At 48.6% G+C, this 21066-nt stretch carries 22 protein-coding genes and 1 other annotated feature; of the genes, 13 read left to right on the top strand and 9 right to left on the bottom strand.

What is annotated here, in order from left to right; translation table 11 throughout:
- Positions 1-195: 195 nt before the first annotated feature.
- Positions 196-1353 carry a hypothetical protein gene (locus ACZGCQ_RS10020; protein ID WP_481266154.1) on the bottom strand — a complete coding sequence of 386 codons (1158 nt, stop codon included), beginning with the start codon at positions 1351-1353 and terminating at the stop codon, positions 196-198.
- Between the two features lie 130 nt (positions 1354-1483).
- Here ACZGCQ_RS10020 and ACZGCQ_RS10015 point away from each other — a divergent pair, with 130 nt between their 5' ends.
- Both ACZGCQ_RS10015 and ACZGCQ_RS10010 read left to right on the top strand, forming a co-directional pair.
- Positions 1484-2140, top strand: coding sequence for a response regulator transcription factor (locus ACZGCQ_RS10015; RefSeq protein WP_174316549.1), 657 nt, complete (start codon positions 1484-1486; stop codon positions 2138-2140).
- Entirely contained in the window at positions 2137-3402 is a 1266-nt protein-coding gene (locus tag ACZGCQ_RS10010) for a HAMP domain-containing sensor histidine kinase (protein WP_481266153.1), read from the top strand. The genes ACZGCQ_RS10015 and ACZGCQ_RS10010 overlap by 4 nt, the downstream gene beginning before the upstream one ends.
- An 83-nt stretch (positions 3403-3485) precedes the next feature.
- On the opposite strand, the gene ACZGCQ_RS10005 is transcribed toward ACZGCQ_RS10010, so the two are convergent.
- Complete coding sequence (locus ACZGCQ_RS10005; RefSeq protein WP_029342519.1) at positions 3486-3989, bottom strand: hypothetical protein; 504 nt, start codon at positions 3987-3989, stop codon at positions 3486-3488.
- A gap of 137 nt (positions 3990-4126) precedes the next feature.
- Between ACZGCQ_RS10005 and ACZGCQ_RS10000 the strand changes: the two genes are divergently transcribed.
- The 11 genes from ACZGCQ_RS10000 to ACZGCQ_RS09950 all read left to right on the top strand — a co-directional run bounded on the left by ACZGCQ_RS10000 (position 4127) and on the right by ACZGCQ_RS09950 (position 14507).
- Positions 4127-4609, top strand: coding sequence for a hypothetical protein (locus ACZGCQ_RS10000; protein ID WP_481266152.1), 483 nt, complete (start codon positions 4127-4129; stop codon positions 4607-4609).
- A gap of 63 nt (positions 4610-4672) precedes the next feature.
- Positions 4673-5503, top strand: coding sequence for a GNAT family N-acetyltransferase (locus ACZGCQ_RS09995; RefSeq protein ID WP_481266151.1), 831 nt, complete (start codon positions 4673-4675; stop codon positions 5501-5503).
- A gap of 283 nt (positions 5504-5786) precedes the next feature.
- Positions 5787-6179, top strand: coding sequence for a hypothetical protein (locus ACZGCQ_RS09990; protein WP_029342516.1), 393 nt, complete (start codon positions 5787-5789; stop codon positions 6177-6179).
- Between the two features lie 62 nt (positions 6180-6241).
- Positions 6242-6479 (top strand) — a binding site (T-box leader).
- Positions 6480-6577: 98 nt separating this feature from the next.
- On the top strand, positions 6578-8086 hold the full coding sequence (locus ACZGCQ_RS09985) for a peptide ABC transporter substrate-binding protein (protein ID WP_481266150.1): 1509 nt from the start codon (positions 6578-6580) through the stop codon (positions 8084-8086).
- 164 nt (positions 8087-8250) lie between these two features.
- Positions 8251-9534, top strand: a complete 1284-nt coding sequence (locus ACZGCQ_RS09980; RefSeq protein WP_481266149.1) for a methyl-accepting chemotaxis protein — start codon at positions 8251-8253, stop codon at positions 9532-9534.
- 214 nt (positions 9535-9748) lie between these two features.
- Positions 9749-11119 carry a flagellin N-terminal helical domain-containing protein gene (locus ACZGCQ_RS09975; protein WP_481266148.1) on the top strand — a complete coding sequence of 457 codons (1371 nt, stop codon included), beginning with the start codon at positions 9749-9751 and terminating at the stop codon, positions 11117-11119.
- A 504-nt stretch (positions 11120-11623) separates the two neighbouring features.
- Complete coding sequence (locus tag ACZGCQ_RS09970) at positions 11624-11980, top strand: flagellar protein FlaG (RefSeq protein WP_481266147.1); 357 nt, start codon at positions 11624-11626, stop codon at positions 11978-11980.
- A 17-nt stretch (positions 11981-11997) separates the two neighbouring features.
- On the top strand, positions 11998-13569 hold the full coding sequence (gene fliD, locus ACZGCQ_RS09965) for a flagellar filament capping protein FliD (protein ID WP_481266146.1): 1572 nt from the start codon (positions 11998-12000) through the stop codon (positions 13567-13569).
- A gap of 15 nt (positions 13570-13584) precedes the next feature.
- Positions 13585-13953 (top strand): flagellar export chaperone FliS, encoded by a 369-nt coding sequence (fliS, locus tag ACZGCQ_RS09960; protein ID WP_481266145.1) that lies wholly within the window; start codon positions 13585-13587, stop codon positions 13951-13953.
- A complete protein-coding gene (locus tag ACZGCQ_RS09955) occupies positions 13950-14303 on the top strand; it encodes a hypothetical protein (protein WP_481266144.1) in 354 nt (117 codons plus the stop codon). The genes fliS and ACZGCQ_RS09955 overlap by 4 nt, the downstream gene beginning before the upstream one ends.
- Positions 14304-14330: 27 nt before the next feature.
- Positions 14331-14507 (top strand): hypothetical protein, encoded by a 177-nt coding sequence (locus tag ACZGCQ_RS09950; RefSeq protein WP_481266143.1) that lies wholly within the window; start codon positions 14331-14333, stop codon positions 14505-14507.
- Positions 14508-14557: 50 nt separating this feature from the next.
- Here ACZGCQ_RS09950 and ACZGCQ_RS09945 read toward each other — a convergent pair whose 3' ends face one another.
- The 7 genes from ACZGCQ_RS09945 to ACZGCQ_RS09915 form a co-directional block, all read right to left on the bottom strand.
- The gene (locus tag ACZGCQ_RS09945; protein ID WP_481266142.1) at positions 14558-16297 is read right to left on the bottom strand and encodes a diguanylate cyclase domain-containing protein; all 1740 of its coding nucleotides are present in this window, start codon (positions 16295-16297) and stop codon (positions 14558-14560) included.
- An 88-nt stretch (positions 16298-16385) separates the two neighbouring features.
- On the bottom strand, positions 16386-17048 hold the full coding sequence (locus tag ACZGCQ_RS09940) for a DUF2225 domain-containing protein (protein WP_481266141.1): 663 nt from the start codon (positions 17046-17048) through the stop codon (positions 16386-16388).
- Positions 17049-17072: 24 nt separating this feature from the next.
- Entirely contained in the window at positions 17073-17513 is a 441-nt protein-coding gene (locus ACZGCQ_RS09935; protein ID WP_481266140.1) for a YaaR family protein, read from the bottom strand.
- A gap of 13 nt (positions 17514-17526) precedes the next feature.
- On the bottom strand, positions 17527-18417 hold the full coding sequence (locus tag ACZGCQ_RS09930; RefSeq protein WP_481266139.1) for a flagellin N-terminal helical domain-containing protein: 891 nt from the start codon (positions 18415-18417) through the stop codon (positions 17527-17529).
- A complete protein-coding gene (locus tag ACZGCQ_RS09925; RefSeq protein ID WP_481266138.1) occupies positions 18414-18806 on the bottom strand; it encodes a flagellar export chaperone FliS in 393 nt (130 codons plus the stop codon). Before ACZGCQ_RS09925 ends, ACZGCQ_RS09930 begins: the two co-directional genes overlap by 4 nt.
- Positions 18803-19093 (bottom strand): EscU/YscU/HrcU family type III secretion system export apparatus switch protein, encoded by a 291-nt coding sequence (locus ACZGCQ_RS09920; protein WP_029342503.1) that lies wholly within the window; start codon positions 19091-19093, stop codon positions 18803-18805. The genes ACZGCQ_RS09925 and ACZGCQ_RS09920 overlap by 4 nt, the downstream gene beginning before the upstream one ends.
- 15 nt (positions 19094-19108) lie before the next feature.
- Positions 19109-20959, bottom strand: a complete 1851-nt coding sequence (locus tag ACZGCQ_RS09915; protein WP_481266137.1) for a hypothetical protein — start codon at positions 20957-20959, stop codon at positions 19109-19111.
- Positions 20960-21066: the final 107 nt, after the last annotated feature.

Below are 21066 nucleotides of genomic sequence, written 5' to 3'. Positions count from 1 at the left end.
ACGTCACCTCCTTACAATACTAGCGTTCTCTTTACTAGTATCGGGTGTAGGAAATGGAAATTGCAACCTTCGTTCAAGAAATAGACTTATTTTTCAAAAAAGTGAACCAGTATATGAAAATCACGATCAAAAGACATCTGTCCTAAATGGAACAGAAAAAACCGAAGCTCTCATGAAGGAGCTTCGGTCGAAATCTTAAATCGCTAAATCGACGGACGTGTCACTGGCATTTGGGTCGGCATCCGTTCCTTGATCCGGTGCACCTGGTCCCATGTCACCGTCCGGACCATGTCCGTGTCCTCGACCATGACCATCGCGCTCTGGACCTTTTTTGAGATCATCGTAGCTTGAGGCTTCGTCAGCTCGAGACTGGATATGTTCCTTGATCTGCTTCGCTTGTTTGTCTGTCAGCTTGCCATCTTTGACTTGTTGATCAATCGCAGCAGTTTGTGCTGTCAGGACGGCTTTCTCGAAATCGGCGTAAGCGATCTTGTTCGCTTCCGCGAATTCAGGCAAGGATTGCTCTGCAGCTTCGAATTTCGCTTCATCGAGTCCAAGTGCTTTTAAGATTGCGGATGTCGAGTCACCGAAGACACCACCTGGTCCATGGTCACCACGCTTACTGTGATCACCGCGATCCGGAAGATCGTCGTAGCTCTTCGCGTCCTTATATTCCTCAGTCAGACGAGACTTGATTTCCGTTGCTTGTTTTTTCGTCATCTTTCCATCTTTGACGAGTTGGTTGAGTTCACTTGTCTGTGCCGCAAGCAATGCTTTTTTGTAGTCAGCGAACTTGATTGACTGTGCCTTCGCATAAGCAGCAAGCGATTGATTGGCAGCATCGAATTTCGACTGGCTCAGTCCAAGTGCCTTCAAGACGTCTGCGATCAATGATTCATTGAAGAAACCTGGTCCGCCGTGGCGACCCATCGGCATCTTGTCTTTGAGTTCATCGTAGCTCTTGACGCCACTGAACCGGTCCGTTTGGCGCTTCAACATGTCGTCCGCTTGCGATTGTGTTAAATCACCCGATTTGACGAGACTTGCCAGTTGTTCCTTCGCTGCTGCGAGTTCCGCTTTTTTATAATCAGCGAACGAAATCCCTTTTGCTTTTGCGAGATCGGCGATTGATTGCCCTTTCTCCCGGGCAGTATCTGCCTCGGCTTGTGTCAGGTTCAATTTTTTCAAAAGTAACGTCATGTCGTGCTTTTTCATACCTTCGAAGTGGTGCCCGTGTTTCGCTTGTTTTGTCGTCGTGCTCGAATCGTCGTTCGTCGCAGCGTATGCTGACGCGCCTCCGACTGTTAATGCGCTAATTGTCAATGCAGTGATCCATTGTTTTTTGAATGTCATGGGATGATCACTCCTTTCACCTTTTATGGTAGAGGGTCACGAAAGAGAAGTTGTGAGGAAGTTGCAAAGAAACTGCGAAGAAAGGCAAATCTGGACAAAAAGGCGCTACACTAGGAGTGGAGGGATGACCATGAACGTACTATTGATTGAAGACGAACAAAAATTAGCGCAAGTGACGGCACGCTTCCTCCGTCACCATGCGTATGACGTAACGATTGCTGGTTCATTGGCGGAGGCGAAACAGTGCTTAACGACAGCGTTTGATGCCGTTTTAATCGACGTTCGCTTACCGGACGGTGACGGTTGGTCACTCGTGCCAGGCATCAAATCACAAGTTCAACCGCCGGTCGTCTTCATGATGACATCGCGTGGAGAGGCGGATGATCGTGTCTTCGGACTCGAACTCGGTGCCGATGACTATCTCGTCAAACCAGTCGTCTTAAAGGAGTTGACGATCCGGCTTGAACGGGCATTAAAAGTCCGTCCGGTCGCTCGCCATGCGTTCGGTGACTTGACGATTGATGAGAAGGGACGCCAAGTCAAAACAGGTGAGCGGGCGGTCAGTCTCGCGAAGATGGAGTTCGAACTATTGCTTTACTTTATTGAACATCTCGGTGAGGCACTCAGTCGGGATCAGATTCTCGACGACGTCTGGGGCTATGCATTCGGAGGCGATACCCGGACCGTTGATACACACGTTAAACAATTACGGGATAAATTGCCCGTCATTAAACGACAATTGAAGACGGTGCACCGGGTCGGTTATCGATTGGAGGCGATTGAATGAAACGACGTCCTTTGATGCGTAAGTTCTTATACGCTGTCGTCGGACCGTTGCTGGTGATGGGCATCCTCAGTTTCGTCTTGACGGCGTTCCTCGTCAATCGGTTCGCGGAAGGCGAACGGTACGATCAACTCGCCCGGGAAGCGAACATCATCAAACAAGCGATTGAAGCCGACACCCCAATTCCGCGTGATATCCAAGGATTTTTGACGACCGACGGGTTGACGCAACGGATCGGAGCGCGCGGACCCGCTGGACGATTACCACTTCTTGATAATCTCAAGAAGGAGGATGTCATCGAAGTGCAAGATGAACGGTTATTGACGTATCAGTTGACCGTTGACGGAACGCGCATCACGACCGTCCGGCAAGCACCACTTGCAAGTAGTGCGCTGAGCGGTGTTTATCTCGCGATTGGACTTGCGTTACTCGTGACACTGTTACTCGCATCCTTGCTCGCTTATTACATGGGACGGCACCTGACACGACCGATCGTGACGCTCCGGTCCGTTGCTCAAAAGATTGGTGCCGGTGAGACGGACGTTATCCTGCCAGCGCGACCGAAGGATGAAGTCGGAGAGTTGATTGACGCGGTCGATGAGATGCAGACGCAACTGAAACAGAAGGATCATCTGCAAAAGACGTTCATCGCCGGGATCACTCATGACTTAAGGACACCGCTCGCAATCATTCGAAACGAGACCGAAGCACTCGCGGCAGGCGTCATTCCCGTTGCTGAACTACCCGATGTGACGACAAGCATCATCGAGGAGACGGATCGACTCGGTCATCTGATCGATGAGACGTTACTCTATTCGAAGCTTGCCGGTGGACGGATGCCGCTTGAAAAGACGGATGTGGCACTCGACGAACTTGTGTCGATGACGGTTGAACGCCTGCGCGGGACGTTCACGCAGGCAGGACTGACGCTTGCGACAGAGCTCCAACCGGTAAAACAGTCCCTTGATCCACGAATGTTCGAACGTATCCTGATCAACTTCTTGATGAACGCTCGTTTTGCTTCACCAATCGGTGGAACAGTCACGGTTCGCTTAACAAATGAAGAATTGACGGTCGAGGATGAGGGAGCGGGAGTTCAGGTGGAAGACCGGGCAACGATCTGGGACGTTTATGTTAAACAAGAAGGTAGTGCCGGACATGGACTCGGTCTTGCGATCAGTCGGATGATTCTCGATAGTCATCAGTTTGCGTATGGTGTTCGAGACCGGAATGGTGGGGGAGCGGTGTTCTACGTTCGGTTTTAAGCGGATTCTATCAAACATACAAAAAGAGAGGTCAGTTTTCGGAAACCATTCCGGAACTGACCTCTCTTGAATTAATGTAACGATTATTGACCGTCGTTCGCATGAACGAGACTTGGTTTGACGAGAGTATAGAACTCATCGCTCATCCCGACACGGCTGCCCATCTGGCAAGCGAGTTCGAGTGTTTCCTTATAGAAGTTCGCGACAAGATCGTGATTCTTGATGTGCTCATCTTGCATCGCTTTTTTGACCCCAAGGACGACTTTTTCGATTTGCTCATCGGCATCATTACGGACCGGCACGACGTTTTCCGGAAGATCGACTTCCTTATCATGTCCGTTGAAGCGGAACGAGGCACCGAATCCGAGGTGCTCGAGGAAGAAGTGCGGTAACAGTTTACTCGCGAAGAACTGATGCCATTCCGTCTCTTTCATCGCTTCCATGTCACGCTTGAACGACGTCGTTGCGAGTGCATAACGATCGTGTGTATCCTTCATGAACTTCTCGAGGATCGGAACCTGCATTGCAAACGCATTCTTGAGCAAGTTATCGAGCTGTTCTTGCGTTAATTGTTCTTGTTCAGTCATCGCTTTAACCCCATTTCGTTTCGTTATCCCTATCGTAAGAAATTTAGACAATTCCGTCAAATCTTTTTCGAGAATAGAGTTTACCTATTTCACAAAAGGGAATCCATTACTATCGATCATTTTAAGGGGGAGTCAGCATGAAACGAATCGCAATGACAGGAGTCTTAATCGGAGCATGTCTGACTCCGGTGACGGGTTTTGCCGCAAGTAACGTGACATATAGCAAAGGAGTCGTCGAAAACAAGACGTTCGGCTATACGGTCAAGACGACGGACGCGTTGAAAAAAGTGATCCAGCAAGACAAAGTCGAGCTCGTCAAGAACAAGACGGTTAAATCGAAATACGGTGTCGTCACGCGAAGCGGCACGTTCGCGTTGTACTATAAAGTCAAAGGAGCGGATCAACTGCTCGTCAACTTGAACTACGAGCCGAAGAAGCTCTCGAAAAAACAGTTCGACCGTGAAATCGGATATGGTACATATCTCGGGACGAAAGGTAGCAAAACGTACTACTACGTCTTACCGACGGAGGCCGTCAAAGGCGCTGTCGGAAAGAAAGCGATTGAGAACTTGATCGTCAAGGACGTCCCGCAGATGATGAAGACATTCAAACTGCAATGAGCACTAGCTTTTGCTAGTGCTTCTTTTGTTCGTTCGGTATAGTTGAAAATGAGGTGAATGAATATGGAATGGAACGTCACAGACGTCAAACAAACAACAGATGTATTACAACTCGAAAAATGTGTCAACGATCACGATGGCATTGAATTAAAGGTCGCAGCGGATTGGGTCGGCGAGAACGATTTCGCAATCTATGATGGCGAGCAATTGGTTGGATATTTACAAGCATTCGCGTACTTACCGACGGAATGGGAATTGAATGTCTTTGTCGATCCAGATTACCGGAAACAAGGCATTTTCACGGCACTCGTTGAAGCAGCACGTACGCGGGCAGCGGAAGCAGGCGTCGAAGCATTCACGTTCGTCATTGACGACGCAAGTGAGTCAGGTCAAGCTGTCCTCGAAGGATTAGGTGCTGAGTACCGGATGACCGAGTACAACATGATCTTGAAAAAGGCGCAGTTGTTCTTAAAAGCCGATCCGGATTTCGAATTACGCGAAGCGACAGCAGACGATCGTCCGTTCATCGTCGAGACCCTCGGTAAATCGTTCGGGAACACGGACGAAGAAGCAGAGTCGATCTATCAAGCAATCGAATCCGATGACCGGATCACTTTCATCGGTGTCGCAAGCGGCAAACCGGTCGGCGTCATCCGTGCCTATCTTGCTTCCGATACACAAGCGAGCATCCATGCGTTTGCGGTTCGTCCAGAAGCTCAAGGCAACGGCTACGGGAAGAAGATGCTGAAGTTAATGGTTCAAGCATTGTTCCGGACAGGTCGGACACAACTCGAACTCGACGTCGAGACGGATAACGACCGGGCACTTGATCTTTACAAAGAAGCGGGATTCGTTGTCCATCGTGGCTATCAGTTCCACGTGTTGGCGGTTTAAAATAATGAGCGATTGACGGATATTCCAGTGCATGCTGGATGCTCAAGGTGCTCCACTCCTACAGGAAAAAGCGCAGTTGCGCTGTCAGAGACAAACAAGACCCGGCTCCTCGCTTGAAGCGAAAGAGTCGCGGCTTGTGTCTCGCCTGAGGAAAGGGAGCAAGCCTTGAGTACATTCGCCGATCGTTTTTTATTTGTTATTTTACAAACTAAACAAAAACGTTGGAACCTTTTCTGCAATCCGTCGTATACTAGACATATGGAAAAAAAGAGGAGGCGACGTCATGGAGAGTCGACAGGATTCATTGCGGACGTTGAAGTGGGTATCAGGTGGAATGGAAGCGGTACTCGGGATTCCGCTCTTAGGTGGTTCAATCGTCTTTTTCTCAGGTTATAATGCCCTGTGGTTGATGCTCGCGTTTCACATCGTCGTCGTCGTATTGACGGCACGTGCTGGGAATGTCTCAAAAGGGAACATCGTCGGGATCGTCGCATCAACGGTCGGTGTCATTCCGGTCGTCGGGATGCTCTTACACATGGCAGCAGCGATCACAATCTTACTTGACGCAGCGTTCAGCAACCGAATCGTTACACGGACACATGTTAAACACGTCGAACCGATTCGACCACGTCCGGTCCGTCGGGAGCAAGAAAAACAAGAAGACCATCCGTTCTGAGTTTTTTTCGTTGACAGCGAAAAACAAGCCGTGTAAAGTAAACAACAAGTTAAGCCATATCAATTACATCGACGACGCGGAGTAAGTATCGTCAACACTGCCGACCAAGCGAGTCAGGAATGGTGAGAGCCTGACACGGTAAGCTGAACGAGAATGGACCGCTGAGAGCCTGTTGAACCTTCGAGTAGACAGGACGGTTGCCCCCGTTACCGGGCTAGCTGGTTGTTGGACCAGCGACAAGTGGAGACGATTCTTCGTCTCAATCAGAGGTGGCACCGCGCGGATACAGGCGTCCTCTATGCATTAGCTGTTAGCTATGCGTAGAGGGCGCCTTTTGTTGTACGTCAAGGTATGCCGAATCATCCAACGCTCATCATATTTCTCAGGAGGCACTACACATGAAAAAGACATTGATCGCAGCGGCGAGTACGGCAGTCCTATTAGCAGGATGTGCAACGACAGAACCAGCAGAAGACAAACAAACGGACAAGAAAGTTCTGCATACGATGGAGAGTTACGACCTCCTGTCGGTTGACCCGGCAGACGCTATCACATCAAACATCTTCAACCAAATCTACGAAGGACTCTATCGCTTCGACGCGAACAACGAACTTGTTCCAGCGGCAGCGAAATCACATAGCGTATCAGAGGACGGAAAAGTCTATACGTTCAAGCTTGACCCGAATGCGAAATGGTCTGACGGAAAGCCCGTCACAGCAGAGAACTTCCGTTATGCATTTGAGCGCGTCATCAAAACGAACTCACCGTTCGCTTACTTGCTCGAGCCAGTCGAAAAAACGACAGCGGTCGACGATGAGACACTCCGGATCGAATTGAAACGTCCGACACCATACTTCCTCAGCATGACGACGTTCGGCACGTATATGCCAGTCCGGGAAGATATCGTCAAAGCAGAAGGCGACCAGTTCGGAACGGATCCAAAGACGAACGTCTACAACGGACCGTTCACGTTTAAGAAATATCAAGCGGAACAAGGCTATACGCTCGCAAAGAATGCTGAATACGCAGACCGAAAGAACGTCAAAATCGATGAAGTCGACGTCAAAATCATCAAGGATCCGATGCTTGCGATCAACTTGTTCGAGTCAGGGGAACTTGATGTCGCACCACTCAACTCGGAGAACGTCGTGACGTACAAGGATCAAAAAGAGTACAACACGTTCAGTGATTCGCGGATGTTCTTCATCCGGATGAATGAAAAAACGGCTGCTTTGAAGGATAAGAAAACACGTCAAGCAATCGACGCGGCATATGATAAAAAAGCGATGACGGAAACGTTACTCGGAAACGGATCACTGCCAGCGGATTACATCGTACCGCAAGAACTTGATCCGAAATACGATAGTGCGCGTCAAATCGAATCATCATATGATGTAGCAGCGGCAAACAAAGTGCTTGCCAAGCAAAACCTTGAGTTGACGATGTTAATCGAAGATGACGATGTCTCGAAAAAAATCGGGGAGTATATCCAAGGCGCGTTGAAGAAGCAGAATGTCGACGTTAAATTGTTGTCACTTCCGAAGAAAGAACGTCTCGCCCGTGAAGGACGAGGGGATTATGATCTGTCACTCGCGAGCTGGGCACCAGACTATCAAGATGCGACGACATACCTGAACTTGTTCACGACCGGTAACCCGTTCAACATGATGGGCTACTCGAACAAACAGTATGACCGTCTCTTGAAACAGGCTGAAAGTGAGCTCGATCAAGACAAGCGTCTTGCGTTACTCAGTAAAGCGGAAAGCGTGTTGCTCGACGATCAAGCGATCTCACCGGTCTACCAACGGAAGAATGCCTTCTTGCAAAATACGGAAGTCAAAAACCTCGCCCGTCATAATGTCGGAACAGATATCTCCTATAAGTATGTTGAGATTGAGCGGAAATAAGAAAGAAAGAGTGATGGACGATTTGGTCCATCACTCTTTTTGATGTGTTTTTGTCATCTCACTGGGAATCGTTTTTGAAAATCGGGTCAACTGACTTAAAACGGTTACAAAAGAAACCGATAGAGAGGACGGTGAAAGAAGATATAGGAAAGGGAGTTTCGGTTATGCGTAAATTACGAAGCAACTTGAAGGTGCGGTTATTCTTTTGGGTCTTAGCCATCTCAGTCATCACGAGTGGTATCTCAGCCCAGCTCGTGCTCTATCTCCATCGTGGACTTGACGTGACGGATACAAATGCCATCTGGTTCGGAGCAGGGATTGGCTTAGTGTTATCGTTGATTGGAACGTCGTTGATTCAGCTGATCTTGCGTCAACCGATCAAAGCGATTGAAAAAGCAACAGAAACGGCACGCGAAGTCGCGAACGGCAACTTCAACGTCGATTTCGAGGAAGCAAAGCGCGGGGATGAAGTCGACCAATTGATGCATGAACTCGAAGTCATGGTCTTACATATCCGCAAACAGGCGACACAGATGGGAAGCTCAAGCGATAAGCTGACAGCGTCCGCGCAAGAGATCGCAGCAGCAGTCCAAGAAGGCAATGCGTCGGGTGAAAGCATCCGTTCAGCAATGGCAGAACTGTCAGCGAAGATGAACGAAAACGTCGATCAAGCGTACTTATCGATGGATGCGCTCGGTGCCGTTAAACGGACGATGGATGAAGTCGCAAAAGAGATGAACGAAGCCTTGAAATCAGCGACGGTTATGCAGACGGAAGCCCAGAACGGGAAGACACTTGCGACCGATTCTGTCGAGGCGATGCATATGATTTCGAAAAAAATGGAACAGTCAGCAACACTGAACGGCCGTCTGACGGATATGACAGGTGAGATTTCACGAATTACGGATGTTATCAGTGACATTTCGGCACAAACGAACTTACTCAGTTTGAATGCATCGATTGAAGCGGCACGAGCAGGAGAAGCAGGACGTGGATTTGCCGTTGTTGCAGCAGAAGTTAAAAAACTTGCTGAACAGACGGCGACATCAGCAAAAGAAATTACCGATTTGATCTCCGGCGTCAAACGTCTTGTTAACGATACAGCAAACGCGATGACCGATGTTCAGAGTGAAGTCGCGACAGGTGTCGGACTCGTTGAGCAAGCAGGCTCGTCATTCGAAGAGATCCATCATTCGACGGAGAATGTCTACTCGCGTGTTAAATCGGTCGACCAGCTTGTCGTCAAATCGGATCAGGAAATTGATCAGGTAGGCTTAACGACAGCAAATATTCTCGCGATGGTTGAGGAAGCATCGAAACACGCGGAGCAAGTTTTGCAGGCGTCAAGCCATCAAGCGGCGTCACTTGGTGAAGTCAATGGAGCGATGGAAGAATTGGTAGCGGTAGCGGAGCAATTACAAGCAGAGACAGGTGCGTCGCGTCTCTAAACTATTAGGAAATCGTGCATCCAAACCGGATGTGCGATTTTTTTGCATTTTTTTGAAGAAAGTTGTTAAACATTTCGAGTGGACGACGATATATAGGGTGGAAGCAGTCATCGACTTAATCCACCGTGTCACCCTTGGGCCGGCCAGGGGGCACATCTCGGAGAAGACGGATCTTCAAAGAGACAAAAAACTGATCCTATGGAGGGAAATTACGATGATTATCAATCACAACATTACAGCTCTTAACACGCACAACAAACTTTCGAGTGCTTCTGCAGCTCAAAGTAAATCAATGGAGAAATTGGCTTCAGGTCTTCGTATCAACAAAGCAGGCGACGATGCAGCTGGTCTCGCAATCTCTGAAAAAATGCGTGCGCAGGTTCGTGGACTTGACCAAGCTTCACGTAACGCACAAGATGGAATTTCACTCATTCAAACAGCTGAAGGTGCATTAAACGAAACACACGATATTCTTCAGCGTATGCGTGAATTATCTGTTCAATCAGCAAACGATACAAATACAGATGATGATCGTAATGAAATGCAAAAGGAGATTTCTCAGTTAAAAAATGAAGTTGATCGTATCTCAACTGATACAGAATTCAACACTAAAAAACTTTTAAATGGGGATTTAGGAGTAAAGGTGAATTCTACAGCTAACACTGCTGAACTTAGACAATTAAAAGTTACAGGTTCAGACATGGCTGACGGAGCATATACTATTACTTTAACAGCTGCAGGTACTGACGCTGTAACTATGGGTGGAAATAGTGTTGCTAGCACAGGCGTTGTGGGTGACTACGGAATAGCTACTGGTGCAGAGATTGATTACGGAAAGTATACTGTTAAAGTTAGTAACAAGACTGCAACAGACGCAAAAGTTGAATTATTTAATCCTGAAGGTACATTAGTTAAAGCACAAGATGGTGTTGCCTTAAACGCTAACTTGACAAATTTCGGGGGGATTAGCCTCAACTTTAGCACGCATAATATTGATTCTGAAGGAACAATTGCTTTAAATGTACAAAATACAGGAGTTAACGTGACTGTTGCTCGTCCTGATGCAAGTACTACAGCTACTGGAGTAACGAATTTAACTTCTAATGGTAAAGTTAGCATTGGTGGATTTGAATTCAAATTGCAAACTGGACATGGTGCTAGCACATCTACTAATACTCTTACATTGACTAATAAAGCTGCTAGCTTCCAAATCGGAGCTAACGAAGATCAGAACACTAAGTTATCAATTTCATCAATGGGTTCTAGTAGCTTAGGTGTAGACGTTGTAGATGTGTCTACTAAAGACGGAGCTAACACAGCAATCACAACAATTAATGATGCTATTAAAACAGTCTCTTCTGAACGTTCAAAACTTGGTGCAAACCAAAATCGTCTTGAGCACACAATCAACAACTTGAAAACATCTTCTGAAAACCTAACAGCGGCTGAATCACGCGTTCGTGACGTTGACATGGCTAAAGAAATGATGAATCAAACAAAGAACTCGATTCTTGCACAAGCTGCACAAGCGATGTTGGCTCAAGCGAATCAAACACCCCAGGGGGTTCTTCAACTCCTCCGATGATTGATTCTACCGGGCGTCTAATTTGGTAACGGATTAGATCATGACTGGGTGAATTGCTGGAACTCCTGAGAGTCTTGATGTACGACAACGTGGCTGGAAACGGCGAGCGTGACCGTTCTGAAAAACATTAAGGATTGGACAATCAGCAGCCAAGCACCTGTAGGGAAACCTTGGTGAAGGTTCAACGACTAGGATAGACGACCTAATGGACTTGTCCGATGGTTATGAAATCCGTACTCCGTAAACGGCGGGGGAAGTGCCCAGCTCCTAGTAAATCTAGGATGAAGATATAGTCTTATCATTAGCGAAAGCTAATGCGCGTAGCAAGCGAACCAACAGCCGCAAGGCGTTCTCCAATTACTCCGTTAATCGTAGTTGGCACATATCGATTGTTCAGGTCACGGACTCGTTCCGTGGCCTTTTTTGTTTTGTTCTGTTCGAACTCTAACAAATTAGATGAATTGACCGATATACTACATAGAGAAGAAAAAGGAGTGACCGACTATGAATTCCATCAACACGGAAATTCGCCTTCATCTGCCTTCGAGCGTCCTACCGTACGAAGCGACACGCAATGTGTTTGTGGAAGCGAATCAAGAAGCACTAGCAGAAGAAGGAGTCGTTGTCCTACCGACATCCCAGCACATTACGAAACTTGAAGCAGCGATGGAACAAGCGAATATAAAACTTGAACTTCAACGGACAGGTCTCAAATTCGTCAAACATGAAAAATTAAACGAATACTATATTCAAGTCGTTGATACGAATAATAATGTTGTTCAAGAAATTCCAAGCAAAAAGGAACTCGATTTTTTTGCGGCATTTATGGAATTTAATCAATTAATCGATAAACGGATTTAACGGAAAGGACTGATTGGATGGCAGGTATTCGACTGAGTGGTCTAGCGAGTGGAATTGATACCGAAACGATGATCAAACAATTGATGCAGGCAGAACGTGCGCCGGTCGATCGATTATCACAAAAAAAGCAGACGCTGACATGGCAACGTGATGCTTATCGTGAGATGAACCGAGCACTGCTTGACTTCCGGACAGCTACAAGCGATATGTTGTTATCGAAGAACTATCAATCAAAAACGGTTACGAGCTCCAATCCGACGACATTGACGGTAACAGCGAGTCCAGCAGCGTCAGCCGGTAGTGTGACGATTGATAGTATCGATCAACTGGCCAGTGCTGCATCCGCAACTCTCGTTGCAGCAACTGGGAAGAAAAGTGATGCAACGCTTGAAGAGAGTGGATTGTTCACGAAAGATGCGAATGGCAAAATCAATGTCCAAATCAACACCTTCGATGCGACAGGTAAAGCGGTAACTGAGACATTGCAGCTTGATGCAACACAAAAAATCTCTGACTTAACAGCAGCAATCAACGGTAAAACCAGTCTCGGAATGAGCGCGGTCTTTAACGATTTAACTGGAAAACTGGTCTTAACGAAAACGAGTACCGGCAACTTGAATCCGAACGGTGCTGATATCTCCATTGTTGATGCTTCAAATAATACTGCAAAGGTTAATTCAGAGGATGGAACCTTTGGTCGTGAAGGACAGAACGCTAAGTACACGATTGGTGGACAACAACTCGAACAGACGACGAATACATTCACGCAGAACGGTCTGACGATCACCTTGAACAATGTCTCGGAAACAGCAACGACGATCAATACTACGCTCGATACACAGAAAAATTTTGATTCTATCAAAAACTTCGTCGATAAATATAACGATGTCATCGATAAGATGAATAAAAAAGTCCGTGAAGAAAAATATCGCGACTATCAACCATTGACGGATGCGCAGCGTAAAGAACTCAGCGAAGATGAAGTCAAGAAGTGGGAAGAAAAAGCAATCAGTGGAGTTCTGAAGAACGATGGCTATCTACAGGACGGTCTCAATCAATTCCGAAGTGCGATTTCGTCGAAGATCGATACTGGTTATTCCTATACATCAGGTACAGATACGATTCAACTCCAGTACATGTCGCAAATCGGGATTACCTCAACCAGTGATTTCCGAGACGGTGGGAAGTTAAAAATTGATGAGACGAAGCTGAAGAAGATGCTTGAAGAGCATCCGGAAGGTGTCTTTAAACTGTTCACAGCTGATGCTCCGGAACCGACAAAAGATGCGCAAGGTAATCCAGTCCTTAATCAAAATGGAATTGACGGATTCGTCCGCCAGATACAGGGCTTCGCAACGACACTTCGTGACAAGATTTCTGGAGTTGCGGGACGTGACGGAGCGGTTGCGACGACATATCGACTCGGAAAGTCACTCGCTGATCTTGATAAGAGTATGCTGTCGTGGGAAGATAAGCTAAAACGAAAAGAAGATAGCTACTATCGTCGATTTGCGGCGATGGAACAAGCAATGAACCAGGCGAACAGTCAGTCGGCGACGCTTGCTGGTTATCTCGGACAAGGACAATAAAAAGGAGGAAACGCGATGAACCCTTATGCTACGTATCAGACGAACTCGGTAACGACGGCGTTACCTCAAGACTTAACATTGATGTTATATGAAGGATTGATTAAATTCTCGATGCTTGCGAAACGTGCTATCGAACAAAAGATGATCGAACAAAAAAATACGAACATCCAGAAAGCGCAAGCAATCATCAGTGAGTTGCAATTAACGCTCAATCAATCGATTGCTCTTTCAAAAGATTTGAATATCCTTTATGACTATATGCAAACACGTTTAATTGATGCCAACGTCAAAAACGACCTCGTTGCAATTGACGAAGTGATTGGCTTTGCTGAAGAATTCCGCGAGACGTGGAAAGAAGCGATGAAACTCGCACGGCAACGATGAGTCCGCTCGATCCGCTTCGCCTGAAGACGAAACGACTAATTGAACTGCTTGATCAAACGCCGAATGAAGAGACGTATGACGAATGGATTGAGAAGATTCAAGGTCTGCTGAACGAACGAGAAGCGTTCATCGCGGCGCACTCGAATTTGCTTGCCGGTGCCAATCAAGCCGTCATTCAGGAACTCGTCTCGGATAGTCGGAAAATCGACTTGAAATTATCAGCAGAAACGGCTAAATTAGGGGTACAAATCAGTCAGTTGCGTCAGACGCAAACGAGTCGTAAATCGTACGTTGATCCGTACGAAGAAGTCGATCATAGTTTTTCACCGTATTTTGATTCTCGTCAGTAACTTTCTTGTGTGAGGGAGGGATCTTTCGTGACCAAGCGGGAAGACAAGAAACGTCCCGTACCGCAGCCGTATTTCCAATCGGACGGCTCGTACGATCAGTTCATTGAACCGGACGTCGAATCGGAATCATGGGAAGAGTTCGAACGCCCTGTCTCCGATGCACTGGATGCCTATGAAGAAGAAAAATATCGTCGTGAGTCGTAAGCTCACGAAAAAATGCCCTGTCCATTTCTGTGGACGGGGCATTTTGCCGTTCATTTAAAGCGGTAGGCGTTCTTCTCTTCTTGCTTGACGGTGTACATCGCTTCGTCGGCGCGAATCAAGAGTAGACTCGTCGTCCGACCATCGTCTGGATAACGGGCGATGCCGATTGACGGCGTGACCTGCATCGCAGTCGCGTCAAAGAAAAAGGGATCGTTCAAGCGAAGGAGGACATTCTCAGCGTAGGTGATCGTCTCCGCGCGACTGCGAGCGAGGAAAACGATGAATTCATCTCCACCGAGGCGTGCCGCTACATCATCCTGCGTTAAATCAAGCTGCAACCGACGTGCTGTCTCCTGCAAGACGTAGTCTCCAGCGTCGTGGCCGTAACGGTCATTGATTTGCTTAAAGCCGTCGAGATCGATGAATAGCAGTGATCCTTCAGTCAGGGTCGCCAACTGTGGACCAAGGTGATCCTCGAAGTAACGTCGGTTTGGAAGTGCCGTCAAGGCATCGTGATAACCGAGTTCTTGGAGCCACTTTTCTTGTGATAAGGCTTCCGTTAAGTCGGACAGGATGACGTACAAATCAGCTTCACCCGGAATCGGAATCAATGTCACTTCGAACGTCCGTCCGTCGACGGGTCGCATTAAGAGTTGCTTTTCACCGGTCTCAAGATTTAAAAATGCCGCAATCAATTGATCGACTAACGCATCAGGAACGTAACCGTGTGGGAAGTAACGTTCCCCTGCCGGGTTCATCGCTTTCTCATGCCCATTGCCATCGAGTTGAATGATTGGTTGTGGGTGAGCGAGAAACAGACGACGGTACTCTTCCTTTCGGAGTTCGAGTTGCGCTGTATGACGATCAATCCGGTGCGTCAGGTCAACCTCGAACGTCTCGAGTTCCGTCAGTAATCTTCGATTGAGCCGTTCGGAAAAGAACTGTCGGAACATAAACAACGAGAATAGGATGATCAGAGTCGGGAAGTAGACATCTTGTGCTATCGATAGGAATGTTATGCCCGTCAACAGAACGAGCAGACTGATGTACGGTAAATACGGTCGTCCGAGTCGGTCGCGTGCCGGTTGCTTCGGTGGCACGTCCTTAAAGTAGAGAGCTAGCTCAAACAAACTGACCGCATAGAGCGGGAAGAAGCAAGCAGCGAACGTCAACTCATCACGAACGAAGAACGTATAATAACCGAAGTTCGCCAAGATGAATAGCATCATCGCCTGAATCAGTCGTCTGTGTGCCGATCCACGAAGTCCTGTCGCATACAAAATCAAAAAGAAGAATAACTGCGCAATGAAACTGATCGCGTAGCCGAGCATAGCGACGAATTCGATGTCAGAGCGGGCGAACGTTGGTAAGTGTCGCAAGATGACCGTATAACCGAAAACGAAGACCATTCCGAACAAGAGCACACCATCAATATAGAGTAACCGTGCATGTCGAATCGAAGACCAGTCGATCAATCGGGCAAAGGCGATGGCGGTCAGAATCAAAAAGGCGGTCAACGTCAAATTGGCAGCAGAGTCGACTTCCGGCGGATGCGGAAAGAAGGTCAGGGTAAAATTGATCCAGAGACCACTTGCGAACAAGAGAATCGCGATGCCGACCGAACGCTCTGGGTGCTTCGGGAAGAACCAACGCCTGGCTTTAACAGCGACGAATGTCACAGCAAGAAGTGTCGCAAGAACGGCGACCAGGGGAATAAACGGCGTTCCGCTGACAAGTAGCATCAGCCCGTAGGTGATCAGTAAATAGAGAATCGGTAACGTCGGTCGCATCACGGACCCCCTTTCCTAAAAATAATGTATCTGCTCTTTTCGACGAGCGGTGAAAAAAATCCTTGTCCCGTCTGATGACGAACAAGGATCAGTCCTGCTCTTGCACCCATTCCCAGTGGATGCGTGCGTCTTTTTTGATTTTATCGGTCGCTGTCTTGCTTTGGAACAAACGACTGTACCAGAGGCGAGCCGTATCTTTCTCTTTCGTCACAGCGTACAGGTCCGCAATCCGCAATAGAAGGACATCTTCTGGAATCCCGCTCTCTTTGACGGACGTGTAGTTATCGTATAGGGGGACGTATTTTTCAATCGCTCGACTCGCCCAGAGTTGCTCTTCGTTCGGTTGACCGGTCAAACGATGCAACCAGGACAGACGAACACCGAGCATCGCTTGAATTGCTGGCTTTTGCTCCGTCACTTGAGCTGTGTAGAGACAAAGTTTGTAGAGCTGAACTGCCTGCTCGATCGTCCGTTCTGTGCCAGCAAACGGTAAGACGGGAAGTGTCGGTAGGATGTGATTTTGTAAGGTCGCTCGAACGTCTGGCGATAACTTTCCGAACGACTCGTGGAAGAAAAACCGACAATGGCTGCACTGAATCGGTTCATACAGATAAACGTTGACACCTTGATGGCGGATGAAGCCATCAAAATCGGTCGAGGCAACACGGATGTGCCGTGACAGGACACGTTTTGTCTCCGTCGTCTTCAAGCAGTAGGGGCAGGTGCATTTTTTAAGATATAAGTCTGGCATGTAGGGGAACTCCTCTAATCTAGATTACACGAAGACGTTGACGAGCATGCCTTTGATTTCACCGACTTGGTCGAGGATATCGAGCCGGCGCGATTCGCCAGAGATGACGGTATCCGTCAACTGAAGGAGTTTCGCATCGACTTGTTCGACGACTTTATAGATTTTCGTCCGACCGCGGCGGTTGAAGCCGCGCCTCTCTTCGAGTTGTTGTGATTGATCGAGGGCATCTTTTAAGAAGTCCTTGATCTTTTCCTTATAGCTTTCGAGATGTTCGATCGTCTGACTCTCAGCGAGCAGTTGTCCGTGTTCTTCGACGAGGGCGAGCTTTTGTTGCAACCTTTCATAACCTTTGTGGTCCCGTTTCTCTTGCATCAAGGCAGAGAAGGTCGTTGATGCTTCGACTTCACGGGGACCGCCTTTTAAGGACTGGAGTCGTTGCGTTTCTTGGATGCGGCGGATATCCATCGGGTCTGCCTCCTTAATTGAGTAGTTGTAAGACGCCTTGCGGCAGGGCGTTCGCTTGAGCAATCATCGCCATCCCCGATTGGTTAAGGATGTTGTATTTCGCATATTCCATCATCTCACGCGCCATATCGGTATCGCGAATTCGTGATTCCGATGCTGTTAAGTTCTCAACACTGACACTGAGGACGGATGACGTCGCTTCAAATCGATTCTGGATTGCGCCGAGCTGTGCTCGTTGCTGGGAGATCGTATCGATTGCTTTCGTATACCGGCTGATCGCGTCATTTGCGTCTGTTGCCGTCATGACGCTAAGAGCATACTCGGGTGCATCGCCACTCGGGAAATCAAGTGGTCGAATCGACGGATTCGTTTGTGTCGTCGAACTGACATCAAGCGCGAGAGCTTGCATGTCGTCAATCGTGATCGAGATCCCTTCGTTGGCACCGGCATTCGTTTGGATGAACAGGGCGCTGTCGGCATCATTGAACTTCCCGCTCAACAGTTCTTTGCCGTTGAACTGGGTTGTCTTCGCGATTCGCGAGACTTCGTTCGTCAGCTGGTTGATCTCTTCTTGGATTGCTGTCCGGTCTTCCGTCGCCAGTGTACCGTTACCAGCTTGGACGGCCAGTTCACGCATCCGTTGCAACAGATTATGCGTTTCACTCAAGCCGCCTTCAGCCGTCTGAATCATCGAGACGCCGTCAAGAACGTTCTGTTCCGCTTTATCGAGTGCCTTTAAGCGATTACGCATTTTCTCTGAGATCGCGAGACCAGCTGCATCATCCGCACCCCGGTTGATTTTCTGACCGCTCGACAGTTTATCCATCGTCGTCTTGACGTTCGTCTGGTTGATGCTGAGGTTGCGATAAGCCTTTAAGGCTTGTACGTTGTTCGTGATTCTCATTCGTATTCCATCCCTTCGTATCGTTGATGATGTGAGGCGCGCACGAGTGGTCGATCGACGGTCTGTGCCGCTTGCCAAGTGACGCGTAAGTCTTCTGCCAGTTCCAGTAGTTCGTCGAGGACTTTTGGTGTTTTGTAGACTTGCAACGTCTGCTCGGCAAGATAGTGATAGAGCGCATCGAGTTGTGCCGTGATGATACCACCGTCGTCATGCAGTCCTGCCTGCAGTTTATCGAGTAACTGATAGGCTTTTTGTAAGCGTTCGTTGACTTCGTCAAAGCGGTTCGCGTCACGCGCGAGAATAGCCTGGTCATATTGCAGGACGAGTCCCGTCAACATCACTTCCGTCAGCTGTTGCGGGGTCATCGCGTAAAGTTCTTGTTCTGTCATGTTTGTCGTCCTTTCGCATTGTCGAGTTCTTCGATCAATAAGAGCAGTTCTGCCATCACGTCGTATAGTTGCGGGGGAATCGCTGTCCCGAGATCAAGATCAAGTAAGTGACCGAGCAGAGACGTATCGTGTTCGATCGCGACGCCGTTCGCCCGTGCTTCTTGTAAGATTCGATCGGCGGCTTGCCCGCTGGCCCGAGCGACGACGACCGGTGCTTGACCAGATGCTTCATCATAGCGGAGGACGGCAGCCGTCTTGCGTCCGGTTAAATCGATTTTCTGATACATAACGGTCTCTCCTTTTTAGATACGGTAGTCGTAGCCACGTGGCGTCTCGTCTTGCTTGACGGTCTCCGTCACTTGCTCGCGCGTGAATGGACGGAACTGGATCCGGACGTCCTGGTAACCAGTTGCTTGCAAGGCGTCCGTCGTTCGGTCGAGGAATGGGGTCGCCAGTTGTTCAAGAACCGGGAAATCATTTTCAATCGTGATCTGCATCTTTCGGTTGACGGTCTCGACCCGGACACCGATTTCACCGAGGCGCGGTGTATTGAGCTGGACATACAACGTGTTGTTTTCCCAGTCGATCACTTCGTCCGGGCGTTTATTTTGCAAGTGAACGTGGAGTCCTGCCGTCGCTTCGACGAGTTGGACCGGTAACGCCAGTAAAATCTGATTCAACTGTTGCTGGTTGTCCGGTTTATTGACTTGCTGTTGTGCTGCAAGGAACGTCTGCAATTTGGCGGCTTCCGGATTCGCAGCCGGTGTACTCAGTTTCAGTTCCGCTGTCTGAAGCTGAAGCGTCTTTTGGACGGTTTCTTGCAAGAGGCGTGGACTATTTTGTTGCGGCTCATATGGAACGGCTTTTGTTGCCGTTTGTGTCGGTGACATTGGTGCTTGCGGCGGCAGTCCTTGCATCTCTGGTAAGTAAGTCGGACGGACGTTTGTGGGCGCATAACGGAACGCTTCGAATGCGACTCGGACTTCCTGTAAGACGGCTTTTGCCTCTGTTCCGCGTCCGAGTAATGCCAGTTCCGCGCCCCGTTCGAGTTTCGATAAGAAATGAATCAGCTGTTTTTCATCTTTCATCGAGGTATGCAATAAGGCATCTGTTTGCTGGAAGACTTGTTTTAAGCGTTGCGCCGTACTCTCGATGACGGCGACCATCTGTACCGGACGTGTCTCGACGAGCGGTTCGATTTGCCGGAGTTGTGAGACGATCGTTCGTTGCTGGCTCTTGAAATCGTTCGTGATTTCAGCGAGACGTGGTGTCACTTCGCGGACGAGTGTCAAAGCAGAACGGACCGGTGTCGTTTGCGCTGTTGGTTCCGGTTGACTTGCTCGTGCCGTCAGACCAATCAGTTGCTCGCGGACACTCGTCTTTGGCTCGAGCGGCGCTTGCGGGAAGTAGGGCGCCAGCTGTTTGCGAACGGTTTCGACATCGCCTCGTTCGAGCGTAGCGACGAGAGCCGGTCGTTTTTCCGCTGGTAGATGTTCGATGTATTGCCGGATATGCAATGGCGACGCTGTCTCGATCTCGCGTTGCGTCGGTAGCGTCACGCGGGCGACGTCAAGCGCGACGGCTTTTTCGAATGTCGGTTGTTCCTTTAAGGCGTCGCGCTCCGGCAGGACGTCCGGATAGTCTTCCGTCGTCGCGAGGAGACTTGCGATCAAGACATCAGCATCAACTGGCAGTGCTGTGTCTGGTCGCGACACGAGTTCGAGTGCTAAGTCCTTGTAAGTGCCTTGCAGTGCCGTCACGAGCTGGGCGACGATTTCTGGTGTTTGCGGCAGTTGACCGCTTGCGAGTAACTTCGCAACGGCTTGCTTTAGTTCAGCCGGTACGCCTTCTAGCAAAGCAGGGTCAACATTTGATGGAACGGACAGAACAGGTGGGGTTTCCGCATCCGGTGTCGCGGGTGTCAGTTGTTCGATCAAGTAACCTTCTGCGGTCTGTCCTTTGACCTTGAACTGAAAATCACCTGTCGGAACGTCGCCCGTGAAGGTCATCTCGATCTTATCCCGACCGACCTGGACGAGAGCCGTATGTGGACCGGTCTGCTCAAGGACCGTACCTTTATAGGTCTTCGTCTCCGAAAGCGGCGTCTGACCAGGGGATTGCGCCGGACGTGCCGGGTTCAATTGGATGTTCATCGAGAAGCCTCCTTGTTTTTTAAAACTATCATCTCATTATATATCGGCAGAAACCAAAAAGGATTGAGCGAATTCATCGCCCAACCCTGATTTTTTTACGGTCACTG

The sequence above is a fragment of the Exiguobacterium sp. HSB13 genome (genome assembly GCF_056764755.1).
This window is presented reverse-complemented; position numbering and strand designations above follow the sequence as displayed.